This is a genomic window from Thermosporothrix hazakensis (genome assembly GCF_003253565.1).
Taxonomy (GTDB): domain Bacteria; phylum Chloroflexota; class Ktedonobacteria; order Ktedonobacterales; family Ktedonobacteraceae; genus Thermosporothrix; species Thermosporothrix hazakensis.
In genome coordinates, this window is the sequence record NZ_QKUF01000026.1 from 1 (window position 1) to 20,453 (window position 20,453).

At 51.2% G+C, this 20,453-nt stretch carries 15 protein-coding genes; 9 read left to right on the forward strand and 6 right to left on the reverse strand.

Annotated features, from left to right (window positions below):
- Together EI42_RS24515 and EI42_RS24520 are read left to right on the forward strand one after the other, a co-directional pair.
- Positions 1–340 (forward strand): zinc ribbon domain-containing protein (locus EI42_RS24515; RefSeq protein ID WP_146505420.1); only part of this gene is annotated, 340 nt, incomplete at its 5' end.
- 47 nt (positions 341–387) lie between these two features.
- Positions 388–2,451, forward strand: coding sequence for a prolyl oligopeptidase family serine peptidase (locus EI42_RS24520; RefSeq protein WP_111325283.1), 2,064 nt, complete (start codon positions 388–390; stop codon positions 2,449–2,451).
- A 29-nt stretch (positions 2,452–2,480) separates the two neighbouring features.
- On the opposite strand, the gene EI42_RS24525 is transcribed toward EI42_RS24520, so the two are convergent.
- The gene (locus tag EI42_RS24525; RefSeq protein WP_170142886.1) at positions 2,481–3,125 is read right to left on the reverse strand and encodes a TetR/AcrR family transcriptional regulator C-terminal domain-containing protein; all 645 of its coding nucleotides are present in this window, start codon (positions 3,123–3,125) and stop codon (positions 2,481–2,483) included.
- Between the two features lie 241 nt (positions 3,126–3,366).
- On the opposite strand from EI42_RS24525, the gene EI42_RS24530 reads away from it, so the two are divergent.
- The 3 genes from EI42_RS24530 to EI42_RS24540 all read left to right on the forward strand — a co-directional run bounded on the left by EI42_RS24530 (position 3,367) and on the right by EI42_RS24540 (position 10,266).
- The gene (locus EI42_RS24530) at positions 3,367–4,497 is read left to right on the forward strand and encodes a lysylphosphatidylglycerol synthase transmembrane domain-containing protein (protein ID WP_170142887.1); all 1,131 of its coding nucleotides are present in this window, start codon (positions 3,367–3,369) and stop codon (positions 4,495–4,497) included.
- Between the two features lie 169 nt (positions 4,498–4,666).
- On the forward strand, positions 4,667–8,179 hold the full coding sequence (locus EI42_RS24535; protein WP_111325286.1) for a DNA polymerase III subunit alpha: 3,513 nt from the start codon (positions 4,667–4,669) through the stop codon (positions 8,177–8,179).
- Between the two features lie 464 nt (positions 8,180–8,643).
- Entirely contained in the window at positions 8,644–10,266 is a 1,623-nt protein-coding gene (locus tag EI42_RS24540) for a PrsW family intramembrane metalloprotease (protein ID WP_111325287.1), read from the forward strand.
- Between the two features lie 29 nt (positions 10,267–10,295).
- Here EI42_RS24540 and EI42_RS24545 read toward each other — a convergent pair whose 3' ends face one another.
- Positions 10,296–10,802 (reverse strand): NUDIX domain-containing protein, encoded by a 507-nt coding sequence (locus tag EI42_RS24545; RefSeq protein WP_281278999.1) that lies wholly within the window; start codon positions 10,800–10,802, stop codon positions 10,296–10,298.
- 466 nt (positions 10,803–11,268) lie between these two features.
- Between EI42_RS24545 and EI42_RS24550 the strand changes: the two genes are divergently transcribed.
- Complete coding sequence (locus tag EI42_RS24550) at positions 11,269–12,570, forward strand: MFS transporter (RefSeq protein WP_111325289.1); 1,302 nt, start codon at positions 11,269–11,271, stop codon at positions 12,568–12,570.
- Positions 12,571–13,025: 455 nt separating this feature from the next.
- The gene (aspS, locus tag EI42_RS24555; RefSeq protein ID WP_111325290.1) at positions 13,026–14,333 is read left to right on the forward strand and encodes an aspartate--tRNA(Asn) ligase; all 1,308 of its coding nucleotides are present in this window, start codon (positions 13,026–13,028) and stop codon (positions 14,331–14,333) included.
- Between the two features lie 45 nt (positions 14,334–14,378).
- Here the strand turns inward: aspS and EI42_RS24560 are convergent, their stop codons facing one another.
- Positions 14,379–15,044, reverse strand: a complete 666-nt coding sequence (locus EI42_RS24560) for a DUF6915 family protein (protein ID WP_111325291.1) — start codon at positions 15,042–15,044, stop codon at positions 14,379–14,381.
- Between the two features lie 266 nt (positions 15,045–15,310).
- On the opposite strand from EI42_RS24560, the gene EI42_RS24565 reads away from it, so the two are divergent.
- Positions 15,311–15,862 carry a GNAT family N-acetyltransferase gene (locus tag EI42_RS24565; RefSeq protein ID WP_111325292.1) on the forward strand — a complete coding sequence of 184 codons (552 nt, stop codon included), beginning with the start codon at positions 15,311–15,313 and terminating at the stop codon, positions 15,860–15,862.
- 136 nt (positions 15,863–15,998) lie between these two features.
- Here the strand turns inward: EI42_RS24565 and EI42_RS24570 are convergent, their stop codons facing one another.
- Both EI42_RS24570 and EI42_RS24575 read right to left on the reverse strand, forming a co-directional pair.
- Positions 15,999–17,135 (reverse strand): hypothetical protein, encoded by a 1,137-nt coding sequence (locus EI42_RS24570; RefSeq protein ID WP_111325293.1) that lies wholly within the window; start codon positions 17,133–17,135, stop codon positions 15,999–16,001.
- 31 nt (positions 17,136–17,166) lie between these two features.
- The gene (locus EI42_RS24575) at positions 17,167–18,399 is read right to left on the reverse strand and encodes a helix-turn-helix domain-containing protein (protein ID WP_111325294.1); all 1,233 of its coding nucleotides are present in this window, start codon (positions 18,397–18,399) and stop codon (positions 17,167–17,169) included.
- Between the two features lie 206 nt (positions 18,400–18,605).
- Between EI42_RS24575 and EI42_RS24580 the strand changes: the two genes are divergently transcribed.
- The gene (locus tag EI42_RS24580) at positions 18,606–18,944 is read left to right on the forward strand and encodes a hypothetical protein (protein WP_111325295.1); all 339 of its coding nucleotides are present in this window, start codon (positions 18,606–18,608) and stop codon (positions 18,942–18,944) included.
- A gap of 82 nt (positions 18,945–19,026) precedes the next feature.
- Here the strand turns inward: EI42_RS24580 and EI42_RS24585 are convergent, their stop codons facing one another.
- A complete protein-coding gene (locus EI42_RS24585; protein WP_137686142.1) occupies positions 19,027–20,265 on the reverse strand; it encodes a helix-turn-helix domain-containing protein in 1,239 nt (412 codons plus the stop codon).
- Between the last annotated feature and the right edge of the window lie 188 nt (positions 20,266–20,453).

The following is a 20,453-nucleotide window of genomic DNA, read 5'->3' on the forward strand; positions in this document are numbered from 1 at the left end:
ACATATGATTGCCTACAAAGCCCAATTGTCGGGAAGTCTGGTGATCACGGTCGATGCCAACAACACGAGCAAGGCGTGTCCGATGTGTGGGCATACCTGCGATGCAAACCGTCCTAACAAAGGGCTCTTGTTTGTCTGTCAGAAATGTCACTACACGCTCCATGCCGATCTGGTGGGTGCGAGAAATCTTGCGATGCGAACGGTACTCATCCGGCAAGACTGGATGAGTACGGGTACCTTGTCAGAGTGCCCTGATGTGTCGGATAAAGAAGCCAAAGCAGAGCGCCTTCGTCGGTACTCTGAGGTGCGGTGGAGTCTAGACACAAGCCCCCGTTCTTGAGACGGGGGTCTCTGACTAGCTTGCTCTTGGACAGAAAGGTTGGATCAATGCAGTATCCGCCCACAAAACGCGATACGGTCGTTGACATCTATCACACGATCTCTGTTGAGGATCCCTATCGCTGGCTTGAAGATCCGAACGCACAGGAAACGCAAGTGTGGTCAGAGGCGCAAAACGCTCTGACCCGTTCCTTTCTCGACAGCTTCCCCAAACGGGATTTCGTCAAACAGCGTCTGACAACGCTGATGAACTATCCTCGTTATGGCGTCCCACAACGAAAGGGGAAGCACTATTTCTACACGCATCTTGCAGGGTTGCAAAATCAGCCCGTTCTGAAACGCTGTACCGCCCTGGACGGTCCCGCGACCGTCGTGCTTGATCCCAATCGCTTCAGCAGTGATGGCACGGTCGCCCTGGAAAACATCTTCTTTCATAAAGACGGCTCGCTGCTTGCCTATGCAATCTCACAAAACGGCAGCGACTGGCAGGAAATCCGCATCCTTCAGCTTGAGAGCGGGCAGGAGTACAAAGAAACCCTGCGCTGGTGTCGAGCTCCCGCGCTCACCTGGAAAGACGACGGAAGCGGCTTCTACTACAATCGCTATCCCGACCCGACCGGCCTTCCCTCAGATGAGCAATCAACCAATATGAAGGTGTACTGGCATCGGCTCGGCACGCCCCAAAGCGATGACATCCTTGTCTATGAACGGCCCGATGCCAAAGAGCTGCACTTCGCCCCCTTGCTTACCGACGATCAACGCTACCTGACGCTGCATGTCACCCACGGCACCGACATTCGCTCGCGCTTCTATTATCGGGACGAAACCACGGGCGGTGATTTCATTCGGCTCCTGGACGACAACGATGCTCCCTATACTTTTCTGGGGAATGATGGCCCGCTCTTTTACTTCCTGACTGGATATAATGCCCCCCGCAACCGGATCATCGCTATTGATATTACACAGCCAGAACGTGAGCACTGGCGTGAGCTTGTTCCTGAACAGGAGGCTACGCTGACCAATGCATTGATGGTGAACGATCAATTTGTGCTGTGCTATACCCGGGATGCCCATAACTCGCTTTCGCTCTATCGCCATGATGGCACCTTTGAGCGTGAGATTGCTCTACCTATGCCCGGCACTGTTCTAGATATAGCAGGCACACGGACGCAAAGCGAGCTCTTTTTCGGCTTTACCTCGTTCCTCGCGGCTCCGACCATCTATCGCTATGATTTCACCACACACACGCTTGCCCTCGTGTTTCCAGACGAGAGCGGCTTTCAAGCAGAGCCCTACGAAACGCGGCAGATCTTCTATACCTCAAAGGACGGAACCCGTGTCCCGATGTTCCTGACTCATAAGAAGGGGCTGGTGCTTGATGGTCAGAATCCTGTGTTACTCTATGGCTATGGCGGCTTTGCGATCAACATGATGCCATCCTACTCACCGCTGGTGGTTGCCTGGCTTGAGAGCGGCGGGGTTTATGCGCTGGCGAATATCCGGGGCGGCTTTGAATACGGGGACGAGTGGCATCGAGCGGGCATGCTGGATAGGAAGCAGAACGTCTTTGATGACTTCATCGCCGCTGCTGAATGGCTGATTGAGCAGCACTATACCAATCCGAAACGTCTGGCAATCTATGGCGGCAGCAATGGCGGCCTGCTGGTGAGCGCCTGCATGACGCAGCGCCCCGAGCTCTATGGAGCGGTTCTTGCCTCTGTGCCGGTCACGGATATGCTGCGGTTCCATAAGTTCACGGTCGGGCGCTACTGGATTCCAGAATATGGCAACCCGGAGGCAAGCGAGCAGGAGTTCAAGACGCTCTACGCCTACTCTCCGCTGCACAACGTCCGGGAACAGACCGTCTACCCACCGACCCTGCTTCTCACCGCCGATACCGATGATCGGGTTGTTCCGGCGCACGCCAAAAAATTCGCGGCAGCACTACAGACAGCCAATGCAGGCGAGGCGCCGATCCTGTTGCGTATTGAGCCCAAAGCGGGACATGGGCACGGCAAGCCACTTTCTAAACAGATCGAGGAGTTCAGTGACCTGTTGATCTTCCTGTACAAAACGTTCGAGATCGATCCGGAACCACAGAAAACAGACTGAACTTCCCGGGGAGCATTCTCAGATGCTCCCTATTTTGTCTTCTGCATCAGTCTGGTCCCAGCAAGCAGCCGCCGTAAACCATATTCAAACTCATCTTCGGAGCGCCGGGCCTCCAGTGCAGTTGCCATTTCCTTGACGGCTGGAAAGTCTTCCAGCGCAAGATTCTTCAGATCTGACGTTCCCGGTTCCACACCCTGAAGCGTGCCAAAATCGAGAAAGGCATGACCGATCACAAAGCCAACGAGGCTGTTCACGGTATAGACTGCCTCAAGGGGCGCAAAACCCGCTTTGCGCAGAGTCGATAGCAGATGCTCCATCGGGGCCAGACTGCCAGCAGTGTTCACTGGTCGCGTCGCGACAATCGGCAAAACCGCGGGATGGCGTTGTAACATCTGTCGAAACTCGTACGCCACCTGGTATAAATACTCTTCCCATTGATCGGGAGGCAAGGCAGGCAGTTCAAGCTCCTGTAGCAGCAGTTCAACGATCCCATCAAGCACGGCTTCCTTCTTCGCCACATATCGATAGAGCGACATTGCTTCAACCTGCAATTCAGCCCCTATTTTACGCATGGACAGCGCTTCCAGCCCATCACGATCAACGATGCAGAGGGCAGCATCCAGAATTCTCTGGCGGCTCAAAGGCGTCTTTTCACCGGCTTTTGGGCGGGCCATATCCATTCTCTCCCTTTGTCGTTTGAGCGAGTACTGATCGCATGAGAAAAGTTTACATTGTATGTTTTTCATTTGTCAAGGAAGCACTTCTCTGTCAATAAATTCATGCATGTTACGGCAGGTCCAACAATGCGTTGAGATAGATAGCGGTATACAAACAAAGAGATGTGCATATCTTTTCGATGTGCAAACATGTTGCATTTTTCTATGTGTGGATGTGGAAAGGATAGGAGATGTTAAGATGCAATCACCGCAACATAAACGGCTACGAGACTTTGGCGCATTTGAGTTCTCCCTGCCCGCTCAGAACCATTCCGCCCCGCTTCAACAGCCCCTGTCAGGCAAAGAACCAGACCCACTTCAGCCTGAGACGACGCTTCTGGTACAACACCAGACAGAGTGTCTCAAAGCCGCTCTTCTTCGTCATCGAACCGTTCTCTTTCTCTTTGTCCGTCTGAGTTTCACCATTACAGGCTGTTTCTTCCTGATAACTCGTGTCATCTGGTCATCATTTCCTCAGGCATTGGCTCATATACAGGGCAGTCTGCTCCTGATGGGTGGCCTTATCTCACTTGCAGGAATACTGATTCAGGCCTATCGCTGGCGCAGCTTATTGCTGATGGAGCGTATTCACTTTGAAATGGCAGATCTGATCAAGCTCTACCTGCTTGGCACCTTTTTTCTCTATCTTCACCCGGGTGGAGCCCTCAGAGGTGAGGAGCTGAAGGCCCGCTATATCGGGAGGATTGCCCGAAATCTACATGGCACGCAGCATGCAGCCGTACGTAATAAACTGGTCGGCTTTTTGAGCATGCTGCTTCTGACCATTCCTTCGCTGTTTTTCGGTGCTCAGTACCTCAGCCCCCCTCTGATTCTCTGGTTTATTGTCCTGACACTCTGCACGATAGCCGCGATCAGCGTTGCCCTGCTGCTGGCGCAACTATTCCCGGAACTGGCATACGGTCCCTGGTCGCAATACCCGCTTATGGTAACCCTGATGAACACAGGCAGCATCCTTAACGCGACATTGCGGAAGCCCCACCGCCTGGGCAAAGCCCTTCTCTATAGCACGCTCTCATGGCTCATCGTCTTGATGAACTGTCAGGCCTATGCACTGGCCCTGGGTCTCCAATTACCACTTGCAGTCTGTTGCCTGGCGCTTGCCCTGGCTGAACTCCTGAACCATCTTCCACTCTCCTATAATGGTTGGGGAGTGCGTGAGCTGGCCTTGATTAGCGCCTTCATGGCAGCCGGCATTTCCAGCGGCCAGGCGCTCTTACTGACCCTGATCCTTGATGGGCAACTTCTCGGGGCGGCGTTCCTGGGAAGGCTCATTCTTCAGAAGCTACAGCAGAAGCAGAGCCGGGTATAGCCCGGCTCTCTTTCATCCGAAAGTCCAAAGCCCGTCGCGGCACGCCAGAGCATATGATATGATACTGACAGCCAGTCAAAAAAGCATTAGTGATGCATTCTCTTTGTTTTCTACCCTGAATATATGTTCTAAATGTATTTCTATTTGTCCGTTGTAAAGGAGGCAAGGTATGGGGATAGATTTCGCGCATTTACATGTCCATACAGAGTACTCGCTCCTTGATGGCTTCAGCCGGATCAAGAAGCTGGTTCAGCAGACGAAAGATCTGGGCATGAAGCATCTGGCGATCACCGATCACGGCGCCATGTACGGAGCGATCGAGTTCTACAAGGCATGTAAAGCGGGAGGAATCAACCCCGTTCTTGGATGTGAAGCCTATCTCACAGAAGATATGTATGATCACTCCAAGCGCTTCAGTGATGACTATCACCATCTGCTTGTGGTTGCCAAAAACAATACCGGCTATCGCAACCTGCTGAAATTGACCACTATTGCCAATACCGAAGGCTATCACCACCGCCCTCGTATCGACAAGAAAACGATTGAGAAATATGCCGAGGGCTTGATTGTCACGTCCTCCTGTCTCTCGGGCGAAATCCCCAAGATGCTGCTTGCAGGCCAGAAAGAGCAAGCCTATAAAACGGCTCGCTGGTATCAGGATGTTTTTGGGAAAGAGAACTTCTATCTGGAGATTCAGGAACATCATGGGGTCTGGGATGGAAAGGCCTCTCCACAGACCGAGGTCAACCATCTGCTCTATGAGATGCACAAAGATCTCCAGATCCCGATGATCGCCACCAATGATCTGCATTATATCAACGCCAATGACGCACATACGCATGATGTCTTGCTCTGCATTCAAACTGGCAAGCAGCTTGACTCCCCCAAACGTTTTAAGTTTGACAGTAAAGAATATTATTTAAAGAGCCCCGAAGAGATGCTACGCCTCTTCCCGGAGCTTCCCGACGCGCTGATCAATACCGTCCGGCTGGCAGAGCAATGCGAGGTCAACCCGCTCGCCTACAAAGCCCAACTGCCAAAGGTAGAGGTCCCACCTCAGTACAGTTCCGACCGTGAATTCCTCTACGCGCTTTGTCTTGAAGGCGTTAAGGAGCGTTTCGGTGAGCTGACCGAGCCGATCAAACGGCAACTTGACTATGAGTTTGAACTGATCGTGCAAAAGGGCTTTGTCCCCTACTTCCTCGTGGTGTGGGACTATGTCAACTATGCTCGCTCGCACGGCATTCGCTGTTCCGCTCGCGGTTCGGCAGCGGGAAGCCTGCTTGCCTATGTGCTTGGCATCACCAACGTTGATCCCCTGCGCTATCAATTGCTCTTCGAGCGCTTCCTGAATCCGGAACGCGACGACATGCCTGATATCGATATGGACTTCCCGGACGACCGCCGCGATCAGGTGATTGCCTATGTCTCGAATAAGTATGGCCCTGAATGTGTGGCACAGATGGTCACCTTCAACACGATGGCTGCCAAGCAGTCGGTCAAAGATGTGGCGCGCGCGCTTGGCCGCCAGGATCTGGGAGACCGTATCACCCGTCTGATCCCGACCGGCCCGAAGGTGACGCTTAAGGGCTCGCTGGAAAGCGTCAAAGATCTGAGCGACCTCTATGAACGCAGTCCTGAGGCCCGTGAGATGATCGATCAGGCGCTTGAGCTGGAAGGCTCGGTCCGCAATACCGGTATTCACGCGGCAGGTGTCGTGATCGGCAATGAGGCTCTGGATAAGTTCGTTCCACTCCAGCTCCGTGACTACAAGGATCCGAGCAAGGGCCTGATTACCCAGTACGAGCAGATGCACCTTGAGGAACTCGGCCTGATCAAGTTTGACTTCCTGGGCCTCTCCAACCTGACCATTCTGGATAACACGCTTCGCTACATCAAGGAATCGCGTGGCGAGACCCTCGTGCTGGAAAAGATCCCGCTGGACCCGACAGGCGATCCGGTCCTTGATGAGAAGCGCAAGAAAGCGTTTGATCTGCTCGCTGAAGGCGAGACAACTGGTATCTTCCAGCTTGAAGGCGCGAAGATGCGCGAGTACATCAAACAGTTGAAACCGACCTGCATCGAGGATATCACTGCGATGGTCGCGCTCTACCGCCCGGGCCCGATGGATAGTATCCCCGACTTTATTGCTGCTAAACACGGTCGCAAAAAGGTTGAGTATCTGGACCCCCGCCTGAAAGAATGGCTCGAAGAATCCTACGGCATCATCGTCTATCAGGACCAGGTGCTGCTGATCGCCGTGAACCTGGCCGGGTTCTCCTGGGGCAAGGTGAACAAGTTCCGTAAAGCCCTCAGTAAGAAGAAGATGGACGAGGTCGAAGGCTACAAGAGCGACTTCCTGCAAGGGTGTGTCCAGAACGGGGTGAAGCCGGATATCGCGGAGAAGCTCTTTGAACTGATTCTGCCGTTCGGTGGCTACGGGTTTAACAAGGCGCACGCCGCCAGTTATGCCGTCGTCGCCTTCTACACAGCTTACCTGAAGGCGAACTACACCGCCGAGTTTATGGCCGCCACCATGACGACCGAGGCAGCAGATGCCAAGAAGATCGCGAACGCCATCGCCGAGTGTAAGCGCATGGGCGTTGAGGTCTTCGGCCCCGACATCAACAAGAGCGAGCGCGGCTTTACCGTTGAGGGCAAAGGGGTACGCTTTGGCCTGCTGGCAATCAAGGGCATCGGTGAAGGCCCGATTGGCGAGATTCTCCGTGCCCGGCAGGAAGGAGGCCCGTTCTCCTCGCTGGCCGATTTGTGTACCCGCACCGATCCCAAATTCGTGGGCAAAAGCGTGATTGAGGCACTCATCAAAGTCGGTGCGCTGGACTCGCTGGCTCCCAATCAGCGCCATGTGCTCCTTGCCTCGGTTGAGCGCGCGATGCAATTCGGCAAGAGCGAGCGAGCCGCCAAAGAGCGCGGCCTGATGAGCCTGTTCGGTGATCTGGAAGAGGTCGGCACCTCGCTTGAGTTCACGCTGACAACCGATGCGGAGGAGATCCCGCGCAAGCAACTGCTTGAATGGGAAAAAGAACTGCTCGGCCTCTATATCTCGCGTCACCCGCTGGCATACCTCAGCGATATTCTCTCCGAACGCACGACCCACTCCATCGGACAGATCGCGGAGGAGCTTGACGGGCGTAAGGTTACCATCGGTGGCCTGATTAAAGAAGCGCGGCGGATCACTACGAAAAAAGGCGATGAGATGTGCGTGGTCCAGATTGAAGATATGTTTGGTACGATCGGCGTTACCGTGTTCCCGCGCACCTATGAAGAAACCAAAGAGATGTGGGTTGAAGATACCGTTGTGCTGGTGAAAGGCACTGTGCAGGTGCGCCGCGATGAACCGGGCATTCTCTGTGATAGTGTTGAACCGCTCAAAACAGCGGAAGAGGCCATGAACCGCAAGCTCTATCAGGTCTGGCTCACGATTCATGTCAGCGGCTCCGATACCCTTTCGGTTTCAAACGATATTCTGAAAGTGCAGGATGCGCACCGCTACATTACGGAGCGTCCTGGACGCGATCAGTACGAGATTCTGGTCTGCAATGGGGAATGGCAGGCACGCCTGACACCCACCAATAACACCATGCAGTACTCTGAAGAACTTCATCACAAGCTGGAAGAGACGCTCGGCGCCGGCTCGATCGAGGTCAAGGTCCTGAACTAGGGCTGGCATACCGGGCAAAGCACAGGGGTCCAATAGCTCGCATATTGGACCCCTGCCACACGCACTCAAGAGGGTGTGCGACATCCTTCAATTTCTGTGGCACAATTTTCTACGATAACGCACGCATAGCGAAGAAGTCCCCAGGTTCTACCCGAAACCACCTCTGCGGACTACGAATTTGCCTTCCAGGCGTTATAGTAGATAGAAACCTTTCTACAAACTGCAACGTAGTATTTCTAGTGCAGGATAATAAACCTGTTTTGGGAATGGAACCTTTCAAAGGTAGCTTCGCTCACACTCATGGAACACACAATCCCGGGTTGTTGACAATCACCGGCACATCTTCTGACCGCTACCGCGAGGTTGCGTTTTACAGCAGGGTGAGAGACCGCTGCGGGTTGAAAACCAGATGATAACAGGATACGATATCCGCTGAGTACTTAGGAGAAGGTTGAGAAAAAACCGTGGATTCTGAACGCCAGGGTCCCATCACAGACCCCAACACGCCAAATCATTCCGACGCATCTGCCTCTACGCCCTCTCATCAGGAACATGTTCAGGATAGGGAACGTATACAGCCTTTTTCGTTTCCTCGTACAGCAGATGTAGGATATATCGAAGAGCCTATCTTTAAAGAGCATATCACCGGCTACTTGAATAATGACAAACCTACGGCAGCCGATGGGCAAGAACCACCAACCACGCCGGGAGCGAGCGAACATTTTGGCTCACCTCCGCCTTTTCAGCATATTCCCTATCAGCCACCGTACCCGAACTATTCCTATTCGGTACCGAACTATCCCTATGCGCCATACATGCTGCAACCCAGACGCGATGGGCAACGGCTCTATCAGCTTATTGTAGGCATTCTTGCGCTGGTTTGTTCGCTTTTGAGTTTTCTTGGCGGCCTTATCTGTCTGTTACTCTTGCCCCTGATTATCCGCGCTGCACAATACAGTCGGGAATTAACACCAGACCAGGAGTTTGCCAGCACAGCCCTGCTCATCACGTTGAGTATTGCTGGTCTGGGTGGTGGACTCTTCAGCTCATATCACAGCCTACGGGCGCTCTTCAAGAAGCGGTCGGCAAACTTTCAACTCCCCTGGTTCTGGATCTTTTTCGTGCTATACGGGATTGTCATCGGGATTGCCTTCGCGATTGCCTCCACACAGACTGAGTTTCCTGGCCTTCCAGTCGCGATGACTCTCATTATCCTGGCAGCGCTCCTGCCGGCCCTGGGTTTTCTGGCCCTGGGCACGCGCATTATTCACTATCCGAGGCGAGCACTCTGGCCCACGACATGGCGACGCTTTACCCTGTCCCTGACCAGCGGCGCAACGCTCTCCATCCTTCTTGCGATGATTTTAGAAATGGTGGTGGGCTATATCTTCATGCTGCAAATTGGCATCGGTTCAGATATTCTCTCACAGGATAAACTCCCAACAGATCCGGGAAAGCTCTTCTACCTGTTCATCTCTCTGGCAGTGGTTGCCCCGGTAGTTGAGGAGCTGGTCAAACCAATCGGAACCTTTGTCATGCTCGGGCGGATACGCAGTGCCGGGGAAGCGTTTATCATAGGTCTGGCCGGTGGCATCGGCTTCAATCTGGTAGAGACAACCATGTATATCAGCCAGGGCTATAATGACTGGCTACAAATTGCGCTGCTCCGCAGTGCCGCCGGGCTATTACATGGCTTCGGCGCAGCAATGGTGTCGCTAGGCGTGTATTATCTCTTCCATCCGAAGGAAACGGGGAAGTACAACCATATCCTACTTGGTATCCTCTGCATCGCATATGCGATCTTCCAGCACGGCCTATGGAACGGTTCAACACTGCTTGAGACCATTCCGTTCTTCGCAAACACACTCACGATTGGAACAGCCGAGCTTCCCGTTATGATCTTTGTCTATGCCACTCTGGCCCTTCTGATGCTGGCATTCTTCGTGTTTGTCTCTTTCAAACTGCGCGGAAAGGTCCCGACGGACAACGCCTCACCAAACCAGCAGTCAGTGCATATACAGCAACCTGCCGCCTTCTATCCGCAGCAGGTTCCGGGAATGTCATACAATCGTCCGGCAGGCCTGTAGCATCACCGCTACAGCCTTCCGGCTCTCCCTCACCACATGATCTCTCTATCGTCCTCATTCCCCGTACAGAAGTGTTTCTGGAAGGTCACATAGAGCCCTGCATCCTCCCGAAGAGCAGCGAATGCCTCAGCACGAGATGGGTACTCAGGTGGCCAGCGCACATTGAGTATCTGGAACGTTCCGGTCACTCCCTTTAGCATATCCTCGATCATATACCGATGCCACCACAATAACGTTTCTGGAAGCCGTTGCGGCAAGAAATAGCCTGCGTCCAGCGCCTCTATTGGGCAGGGCTGCAAGGTCCCTCCTGACGGATAGCCCGCGAAGAGCATTTTATGCCCCCTATCAAAATGAGGCGTTGCATACACCCCGACCAACTGTGTCAGGTGAACGTTGATTCCCGTTTCCTCAAAAACTTCTCTTCTGGCCGCCTCGGATGCCACCTCTCCCGGTTCAACCATGCCTCCTGGCAAACTCCAACACCGGAGATCTTCGCGCTGCATCAGTAGCACACGCCCCTCTTCTAGAAATAACAGCGCTCACACTCAACATCGCCATAGACCTGCCCTCTTTTTCATAAATGAACATCTCTCTACACTTCCCGACGAACGCGAGCGAAGGTCGGTCACGGCTCTTCCTTCGGGCTTGATTTTCTCTCCATAGTTCTATATACTGGTTCTATTGGGCGTGTGAACGCTTCGCCCACATACCTCATGGAAAAGGAGCATCAACAGACATGCCTCAATACACCTCTATTCATAGCGTGGCAGAGGGGGGGATTCGCTGAAGAAGAGGCGCGTTCTATTCCAGCCATCAGAGTGAGAAAAGCTCTCTATTTTCTCTTCTGCATTAACTTCATGAACCTTTTCTGAAGGCCTCTTCTTCACCGAATCCCCGCACTTTTTTCACCTCATTATACCTCACACCTTTTATATGCTGCGCTGTCCACACGCATTTTATTCTGTGTTCTGACATGTTATCAAGAAAAAGGATACTCGCTTTATGTCCTTACAGCGCTTCAATTTGCCCGCATTACCTGTATACTTACTTATTGTCTCAATCGGAGCATTTGCACAGACCACCGTCTTTACCATGAACATGCTCTATCAGGTCGAGATGGTCAAATTGAATCCCCTCCAACTGGTGCTTGTCGGCACCTCCCTTGAAACCGTGTGCTTTCTCAGTCAGGTTCCAACCGGCATCATTGCCGACCTGTATAGCCGCCGCCTCTCGGTAATTCTTGGTTATCTCCTGACCGCCTGTGCGTTTCTGCTCGAGGGACTGATACCACGCTTTGAAACAATCCTGTTTGCACAGGTGCTCTGGGGAATTGGAGCCACCTGTATTGATGGAGCCCAGGAAGCCTGGATTACCGACGAAATCGGCGAGGCCCAGGCCGGCCGCATCTTCACTCGAGGCGCACAGCTCGGCCAGCTTGCCTCACTCATTGGCATTCCGTTCAGCGTCTGGCTTGGCTCAATTCGTCTGAATCTGCCGGTAGTGGTGGGCGGGCTTATCTGGCTTCTTCTCAGCCTTACACTGCTCTGGGTGATGCCAGAAAAGCACTTTCAGCCAACGCCAAAAGCGGAGCGAAACACCTGGCACTCAATGGGTCGCCAGTTGAGCGAAGGGAGCAAGGCTGTTCGTCGCAGTCCGGTACTGCTTGGCATTCTTGGCGTTACCTTCTTCCTGGGGTTGAGTAGTGAGGGCTTCGATCGCTTGCAGACTGCCCATTTTGTCAACAACTTCCAGTTCCCCTACTTTTCCTCGGTAATCTGGATGGGTATTATCAACGCGGGAAGCCTGATCCTCTCTATCATCATAACGGAGATTATCAGGAGGCGCATCGATATCACACAGTCGCATCTGGTCGGGCGCACCTTGTTTGTGCTGAACCTGGGCGTTATCGGGGGCATCTTCTGTTTTAGCCTGGCCAGCCACTTCTATCTGGCCTTGCTTGCGTTCTGGAGTGTTGAGCTGCTGCGCGGAACAAGCCGCCCGCTCTATATGACCTGGATCGCGCAAAATAGCGAATCCAGAGTCCGGGCAACCGTTTTCTCGACTGCCGGCCAGGTTGACGCGATCGGGCAGATTGCTGGAGGCCCTGGCGTCGGCTATATCGGTGAACGCTTTGGCATTCGTGCGGCTCTCTTGACAACAGGGGCGCTGTTAAGCCCGATTATTCCATTCTTCATCGCGGCATTGCGGAAAGAAAAGGTACCCGCCACAATGGAGCCGATCGAGGCAACCCTTCAGAGCGAGCAGCACATATCGCTTGACGACTCCCAAAAAGATATGCTATAGTCATGATAATCATTGCAAAGAGCAGAAAAAGCTGTGAAAGGGACAGATTGAGTAGTCCGCCCAACACGCAGAGAGCAGGCGCACATTGGTGAAAGCGCGGCTGTGGGCCCACTCAATGACACCCTGGAGCCAGGCAGTGAACCGGCCAGAAACCATACTAGCTGTCTTCGGGTCGCGCCCGTTAGCGCGCAACGGTTCCCTTTGTACAGAGAGAACCGACTGAGGCCATAAGTTATTATGGCAAATTGGTGGTGGCACCACGAGAAGGCATTGCAATTTCAGCCCTCGTCCTCCTGAGAGGATCGAGGGCTTTTTGTTTGCAAGGGAGCGCGTATGGATTCAGATGACGACGATAACGCTCACGATTGACAGGAATACACCTGACGTCACAACGTGCGGAGGACAGGTGTATTCCCCTCGTTTCTCCTCCGACAAAGACTGAAAGGTGGTTTTCCATGAAACGCACACGTACAACCGCAATGAAGGAACATATTGGGGAGCGAGTCCGAGTTCAGGGCTGGCTGCACTCGCTTCGTCAACTTGGCGGGATTAACTTTCTGGTTATTCGCGATGGCTGGGGGACCGCGCAAGCGGTAGCAGAGACGCCGCAGGAGATCGCCCCATTGGAACAGGCAAACGCCGGAGTAGAGAGTATCATTACGGTCGAAGGCCGCATCGAAGCGATGCCTCAGGCCCCCGGAGGCGCGGAATTACACGACCTGCATATAGAGGTGCTCAGCCCGATTCAAGAGGTTCTCCCCGTCACCTTGAGCAAGCGCAATCTCAAGGCCAGCATTCCGACTCTCCTCGACCATGCCGTTCTGACCAATCGCCATCCACAGCGCCGAGCGATCTTTAAGCTCAGCTCGGCCATGCTGTATGGTTTTCGGCAGACGCTCCTGCAACAGGGCTTTACCGAGATCCAGACGCCGAAAATTACCGCCTCGGCAACGGAGAGCGGTGCAAACGTCTTCAAGCTTGACTACTTCGGCAGGCCTGCCTACCTGGCGCAAAGCCCTCAGTTCTACAAGCAGATCATGGTAGGCGTCTTTGAGCGTGTCTTTGAGGTTGGCCCGGTCTTTCGTGCGGAACCACATGACTCAACCCGTCACCTCAATGAATATGTGAGTCTGGATGTCGAGTTCGGCTTTATCGAGGACCACTTTACGGTGCTGGAAATGTTGCGTGTTGTACTTGCAGGCATCCTGACCACGCTGAAAGAACAGTGCGCCGCAGAACTGGAACTCCTTCGGGCTGAGGTTCCGGCCATCCCGGAACAGTTCCCCCATATTCACTTCAGTGACGCGCAGGAACTCATTTACAAACTGCACAAAGTGGACGTTCGCGGTGAGCCAGATCTTTCCCCACAGGATGAGCAGTGGCTAGGAGCCTGGGCCAAAGAGGAGTTCGGCAGCGACTTCCTGGCAGTGACAGGCTATCCAATGCGCAAGCGGCCATTTTACACGCATGCCGATCCACAGCACCCGGAGTTCTCTAACTCCTTTGACCTGCTCTTCCGCGGCACAGAACTGGTCACAGGCGGACAGCGTTTGCACCGCTATGAGGATTATCTGACGGCCCTACAGAAGGCCGGGCTCCCGCTGGAACCGTTCGAGCATTACCTTGAGGCTTTCCGCTATGGAATGCCTCCACATGGAGGCTTCGCAATCGGCTCAGAGCGCCTGCTGATGCAGTTACTCGGCCTGCAAAATGTGAAACTGGCAGCCACATTCCCACGCGACCTGACACGCCTTGTCCCCTGAGTACGTTGCGTGCAACCAGCGATACATGTTCTGGTTGCACGCTCCCTATTCCTCGATATCAAGGGAAATGCAGCGGCTCATCCAGGAGAGCAGCGGCATCCCCCGAAAGAAGTACGTCAGGGTTGGCAAAAAACCCAGAGAGAGACGCACCAGCCACTCAGCAACCGTTTGCGTTGGCAACTCTTTCCCATCAGAGGCCCGCTGCAGCGCGATACCAAAGCGCGCCTCCGCCAGGAAGGTGCCAAAACTGTTCCCGAGCAGACAGAAGAATTGTGGGTTCTCCAACAGCTCCACAGGCTTATAGAACCAGTTCACCAGCTCACGATAATCTTCAGGCACACCTTTCAGTGTATGCGCCAGCGCCACCTGAACTTCAGCAGGCGTATAGGGATGCACCTGCTGCTCATGATAAAACGGATGATCCTGAAAGCACTCGGAGAGCGTTGGCACAAAGCCAAAATCCTCGTTAATATGCTGCTGAACAAGCAAGCGGGTCGCGATTAATTTTCCATCGGAGGGGCGCTGCCATTCGACACCGTACACCTCCTCGCACAACTGGATGCCAAATGTGTTATGCAACACCAGGCGATGCAGGCTCCCGGGGACATATGCTTTTGTCTGGTCTAGAAATTGATGGAGCGGGAGATAATCGCTTTCACTTCCGCCAAACTGCCGGGCAGAAGAACGAGCATGATATAGAGCATGAACCATCAGTGCACCTCATCATATGGTGTCACTACGCCCTCTCCTGTCACGCCAGAGCGCTTTTTTCGCTCCGCAGGCCTCTCTTGATAACACGTTTGCTCTCTCTTCATGCAGCATCCTTTCTCCTATACAACTATCGTTATTTGTCCTTTCTTCCCCTTCCATCGAAAAGCGGTAACCATCGCGAGGAGAAAGCCCACCGAACGCAAAAGATGATCTACAATAGAAAGAGGAAAGATGGAACAACTTAGAAGACAAAGGAAAGGATTCTTATGTCTATCGAGATTGTGACATTGACGACAGAAGCTGAACTCATCCCTTTTCAGGAGCAATTGCGTCAGGTCTATTACCGTGCCTTTTCGCTGCCGCCTCATAATGAGAGCCTGGCAGATGCACAGCATTTCGTCTCGCGCCAGATCGTGCACCATAGCAAGAACGAGCATTTTCGCTTCTGTATCGCACGTTCACTGGAGACGGGAACACTCCTCGGCTTTATCTACGGCCACACCACAAAGAAGGGGCTCTGGTGGCACGATCAGGTAGCACCATACCTGAGCGAGGCACAATATCAGCAATGGTTTAGCAACGGGTATGAGATCGTGACATTCGGCGTTGATCCCGCAGCTCAGAGGCAGGGAATAGGAGGAATGCTTCATGATACGATTCTCTATGGTCTCCCTCATCGTACCGCGATTCTCTCCACGCAACACGAGAACCTACCTGCCCGGCGCTTCTATCAGAAGAGAGGCTGGCAAATCATCTTACACGATTTCTATTTTTCCGGCAATCCGCTGCCCTATGTCATTCTGGGACGGGCACTTTGAAACGGACTAACGCTTCTCGTGATCTTACCAAAAAGCGGCAGAAAGAAAGCCCAATGGAGGACACGTATAGATAGCGAAAGAGCCAACCTGAGACACCCATTCTCCGCGATCAGGGTTCGGGGGCTTAAAAAGCCCCCTAGAGATCCACATATGCAGAAAGAGTATTGCCAAACTTCAACACTTTTCTGTTATTCGGCTCCATTTTCTGGCATTGCTTGTATATTTGATGGAGCCACCCCACATTGCTTTTAGAGGTCGTGTCATGGTGCAGTTCCAAACATTTCAAAGCTGCTTCACTTGCAGCCTCTACGTCCCCTTGCTCTATGCTGATCTTCGCAAGAGAGAGATAATAGTCCTTCAAGCCACACAGGTTGTTCGGTTTGATGTTTGATTCGGCAAGGACAAGGCACTCAGTGGCATCATTTATCTCCCCGTAGTCAGCCAGACTGTAGGCTCGCTCCACTAGCGGCTTATAGAGCCCGCTAAACAAACCGTTGCCAACCTCGACATTGTTGTGCTTACGGCCCCATTCAGCAGCCTTATCAAACATATGCAGGCTTTTTACCTGGGCCTGTTTGTCTTTTTCATATAAAGCTCTATATGTATATGCTTCACCTGCTGCTGAATAGAGTGAGCACTTTAGCGTATCAGGGAGTCTCTGTATAAACGAGTGGGCATGCTCAACGTCATTGGTGGCCTTTGGATATTTATCCCACTGGATGAAAACGCGGAATCTGTGGTATAGCGATGAGGCTAGTAGAGATGGATTGTTCAGTTGTTCAGCGAGCTTTACAGCTTGATTTGCTGCTGCTACAGCGTCGCGGTATGACCCCCTATCACGTGCGCTTGCAGCGGCCACCTGATAGAACTGGCACAATAATGTAGCTATTTGATCTTTCTCAACGCTTGAAGAGGCCTCACGCACCATATTTTCCAGTTGCCAGACCCATAACGCTGATTTTTGAGTGGCAATCTGGAAATCGCCAAATCGATACAGTGACCATGACATAGAGAGAACATCTTCATATGCCATCAGCCTTTGACTGTCGATATACGTGATGAGCGGCGATGCAGCATCCGCCACCATTGCCACCTGCAAACCAAGTAGCACAGGAGAGATCCTTAAAATGTCTGCAAGCAGTTTCCGTCTTTCTGTATCTTTCGGCTTATCCTTATTCTCTGGACTCAATAGCACTCTGATAAACCTTTCGGATGGCCCCATACAGGCGTGCAAGTTCTGCTTTGGAAAGCTTTGAACGACGCCAATATGCATACAGGACTTCACCTACCGGAAAAGCTCTCTCCTACTTTTTGAACAATCCTGAATATTGGCAGAATAAAAGCTGCACTCCTAATTCGGCCACCTCTTCGCTATGACGACCGTAGGGAGTCTCTTTTGCGTTCTCATAGGTACGGGTAAGTACAGGTAGATGCACAAACGAGTGCATTTTTTTCATATCTTGTAAAGCTTGAAGTGCCATTTCTATAGCAATCTCTTGGTAGCCCATCGCTTGATAGGCTTGTAGCCTAATGAGCGTCATGTTGAGACTTTCGTAAGCATAAAATCTTTTCCGATTTGGATGAGAAAGCTTTTCCATCTCATCTGCAATCTCTATAGCGTTACGAGGTGATTTCAGTTTAGGTGTTTCAACGAAACCTTTTCCGAGATTTTGGAACAGAAAGAAGCGATCGTGTTCTAATGTATAAATGCCATTTTCAAGCCGCCCGCCATCTATAAAATGTTCCGATTGTTCTATCATTTTTATGGAGTGCTGTACATCTTTCTGGCCAGTTGCTTGTCTTGCACAAGCAAGACCATAAATGACTAGTATACGTCCTTTAATAGAAGTTGGTAGTGCTGCTGCTTTGGCTCCGTCGAGAGCCGCTTGCAAAAGAGGTGTCCCCTTTTTTAAATCCCATTTATCAAAGTAGAACTCTCCCTTACGGTACAAAGAGATGATTTCTAGGTCTTTAAGACCTTCTTCACGAGCGAGAAGGATAGCTTTATCTAGATGGTCTAAGGCAACAGATGATAGCCCTAATTCGTTAGCTAAATATGCCCGTCGAATGTGACAAGCGCACAGCAGCTTTTTCATTTTCTCTTTTTCTGGTGATGATGTGTACAAAACATTATTGTGAAGACTTTGAATTTTGTTCGCCAGATCCTTCATTGCCCGATGCGGCTCTTTCGGTCCCTGTTCCCAATATGATAGCAGAGCTTTTTCAACGATCTTAGCGCTTATCTTTTTAGAATTGGTAGGAGGTGTTTCATCCAATGCACCCACAGAGAGGTCAAGACCCAACAACATTGGAGGTATATTAAGAATCTCCGCAAGTACCGCTCGTCTTCTCATGTCCTTTGGTACTATCCCTTCTTCGATGCAATAAATGGTGTTAACGTCAACTGACTTACCACGTAACGCTTCACCATATAATTTAGCTACTATTTCTACACTCCAACCTTTTTCTATTCGTGCAGCTCTTATTATTTTCCCTATCTCTTTATTAGAGAGGGAACTTTCTTGAGAAAGCAACACTTTTCAACCCCCTTGTTGTCTTATTCGGTAATAAGTATAGCGTTGCTTTCTTTTTTTGTAAATTCCAAAAAACCGGTTGATTACATTCCGTTTTTGGAATTATCCTCATGTCCTTGATTTACAATACTATTTGCAGTAGACCGACATATAAACACTTGCTTGCTATACATCATGAAACATTGCAACGCTGATTTCAAGGGGGGCTCATGGCAAACATGTTAAGAACGATATTCTTGAGGGAAGATCTAAAGCCGCTAGAAGAGCGATTCCTGCTCTTTCTGGGATGCCGCTTAGATGGATGCCCCGGTGAAGGAAAATCCGTTGTTCATTTGCCGCAAGAAGCTACCCGGCTTTCCGAAAGCAGAACCCCGATGAAAGACTTGCGGCTTGTGTACTTTCCCCTCAGCAACGTCACCATAAAAGAGATATACAATGTTTATTGCCAGCTCAGCAAGATCATGATCTCTCCTCGTGATCTTACCGCTTACAGAATATTGATAGATGAATGGCAGAAAGAAAGCCCGATGGAGGACACGTATAGATAGCGAAGGAGCCAACCTGAGACACCCATTCTCCGCGATCAGGCCCAGTATAGAGGGAGTAGTTTTTCTGCTACTCCCTTGTCTCCTAGAATATGTCTACAAGTTCATTAAAGAGGATCAAAACTCCTAACTCAGCTACGGCCTCGCTGTTCCCATAAGAAGATTCTTTAAGCTTTTCATACAACACCTTCATAGTGGGGAGATGAACGAAGGTTCGCATATTAAACATATTATTTACAGCCTCTTTAGCTGTCTCTGTGGCTACTTCATAATAGCCCTGTGAGAAAAAGGCTTGTGATCTTAACAGATTACAGTTCAGTACGACATACTGATTAAATCGCTTCTTGTCTGGATGTTTTTCTTCCTCTAACTCATCTGCTATTTCAAGCGTCTGATGGGCATTCTGAAGATTTTTGACCGGGGCTTCAATAGCTCCTTTCCCTTGCATTTGTAGATAAAAGCTACGGGTATTAGCAAGAGTGTAAAGCGCCGCCGTTTCCAGTGGCCCTTGATCCTCTCGAACAAGCATTTCACTCTTATCAATAAACTTTCTCCCCTGCTTGTAGCCTTCCTGAGTTCGAGCAATGCGGACCTGGGCAAGCCCATACAAAGCCATTATACGGCCTATCACGTGTGGAGGAAGAGGAGTGGAAAGAGCCTTATTATATGCTGCTCCCAGGTATTGGCAAGCAGGTTTGAGGTCACGTCTATCGAAAAGATATTCTCCCTTTCTATACAATGCGATTGTTTCCAGATCGTCAAGCTCCTCATCTTTTGCCAGACGAACAACTTTTGAGAGGTGGTCAAGCGCCTTATTGTGATACCCCAGTTCACCACAGATATAAGCTACTCTCATATGGCATGAACATAACAATTTTTTGGCATACTCTTTTTGTGGACTGGTCATGTACAAGACATTGCGATGGAGCAACTCTATCTTTCCAGACAGATCTTTTAGCGCTTTGTGAGGGTCTTTTGCCCCTTGTTCCCAGTAAACCATTAACAATTTTTCAATTCCATTGAGGTTAACCTTCTTTGTGGGGCTTATCAGCATCTCATCTTGCAAACCAGAAAGCCCGAGCGCTGCGGGTGGGATGTCAAGAAGCCTTGCTAAAACTGCACGTCTTTTCATATCTTGTGGTATTTCCCCCTTTTCTATCTGGTAAATTGCATCAGAAGAAACGGGCTTTCCTTTGATCGCCGTTCCGTAAAGTTTCCCTAAAAATTCCGCACTCCATTTCTTGCCTTTACGTGCCTTCTTGATAATTTCACCTATCTCCTCACGGTTTGAAATAGGATTTTCTGGAGAATGCAATGCCATCATCAACCACCTTGTTGACTATTTTTATCTCAATTATAGCGTTGCACGTTTATCTTGTAAATCCGAGGAGATATCATATTTACATCCCTATTAACTCGGTTTTTAAAATAGGGTCTGTTTTACAATACTATTTGCAGTAGACCGACATATAAATGCTTGCTTGATATACATTATGAAACATTGCAACGCTG

What these genes read in the sequence shown, in the direction of transcription:
- EI42_RS24520 (WP_111325283.1), top strand. Translation starts at nt 388, where the DNA reads ATGCAGTATCCGCCCACAAAACGCGATACGGTCGTTGACATCTATCAC.
- EI42_RS24525 (WP_170142886.1), bottom strand. Translation starts at nt 3,125, where the DNA reads ATGGCCCGCCCAAAAGCCGGTGAAAAGACGCCTTTGAGCCGCCAGAGA.
- EI42_RS24530 (WP_170142887.1), top strand. Translation starts at nt 3,367, where the DNA reads ATGCAATCACCGCAACATAAACGGCTACGAGACTTTGGCGCATTTGAG.
- EI42_RS24535 (WP_111325286.1), top strand. Translation starts at nt 4,667, where the DNA reads ATGGGGATAGATTTCGCGCATTTACATGTCCATACAGAGTACTCGCTC.
- EI42_RS24550 (WP_111325289.1), top strand. Translation starts at nt 11,269, where the DNA reads ATGTCCTTACAGCGCTTCAATTTGCCCGCATTACCTGTATACTTACTT.
- aspS (WP_111325290.1), top strand. Translation starts at nt 13,026, where the DNA reads ATGAAACGCACACGTACAACCGCAATGAAGGAACATATTGGGGAGCGA.
- EI42_RS24560 (WP_111325291.1), bottom strand. Translation starts at nt 15,044, where the DNA reads ATGGTTCATGCTCTATATCATGCTCGTTCTTCTGCCCGGCAGTTTGGC.
- EI42_RS24565 (WP_111325292.1), top strand. Translation starts at nt 15,311, where the DNA reads ATGTCTATCGAGATTGTGACATTGACGACAGAAGCTGAACTCATCCCT.
- EI42_RS24570 (WP_111325293.1), bottom strand. Translation starts at nt 17,135, where the DNA reads ATGCATATTGGCGTCGTTCAAAGCTTTCCAAAGCAGAACTTGCACGCC.
- EI42_RS24580 (WP_111325295.1), top strand. Translation starts at nt 18,606, where the DNA reads ATGGCAAACATGTTAAGAACGATATTCTTGAGGGAAGATCTAAAGCCG.
- EI42_RS24585 (WP_137686142.1), bottom strand. Translation starts at nt 20,265, where the DNA reads ATGATGGCATTGCATTCTCCAGAAAATCCTATTTCAAACCGTGAGGAG.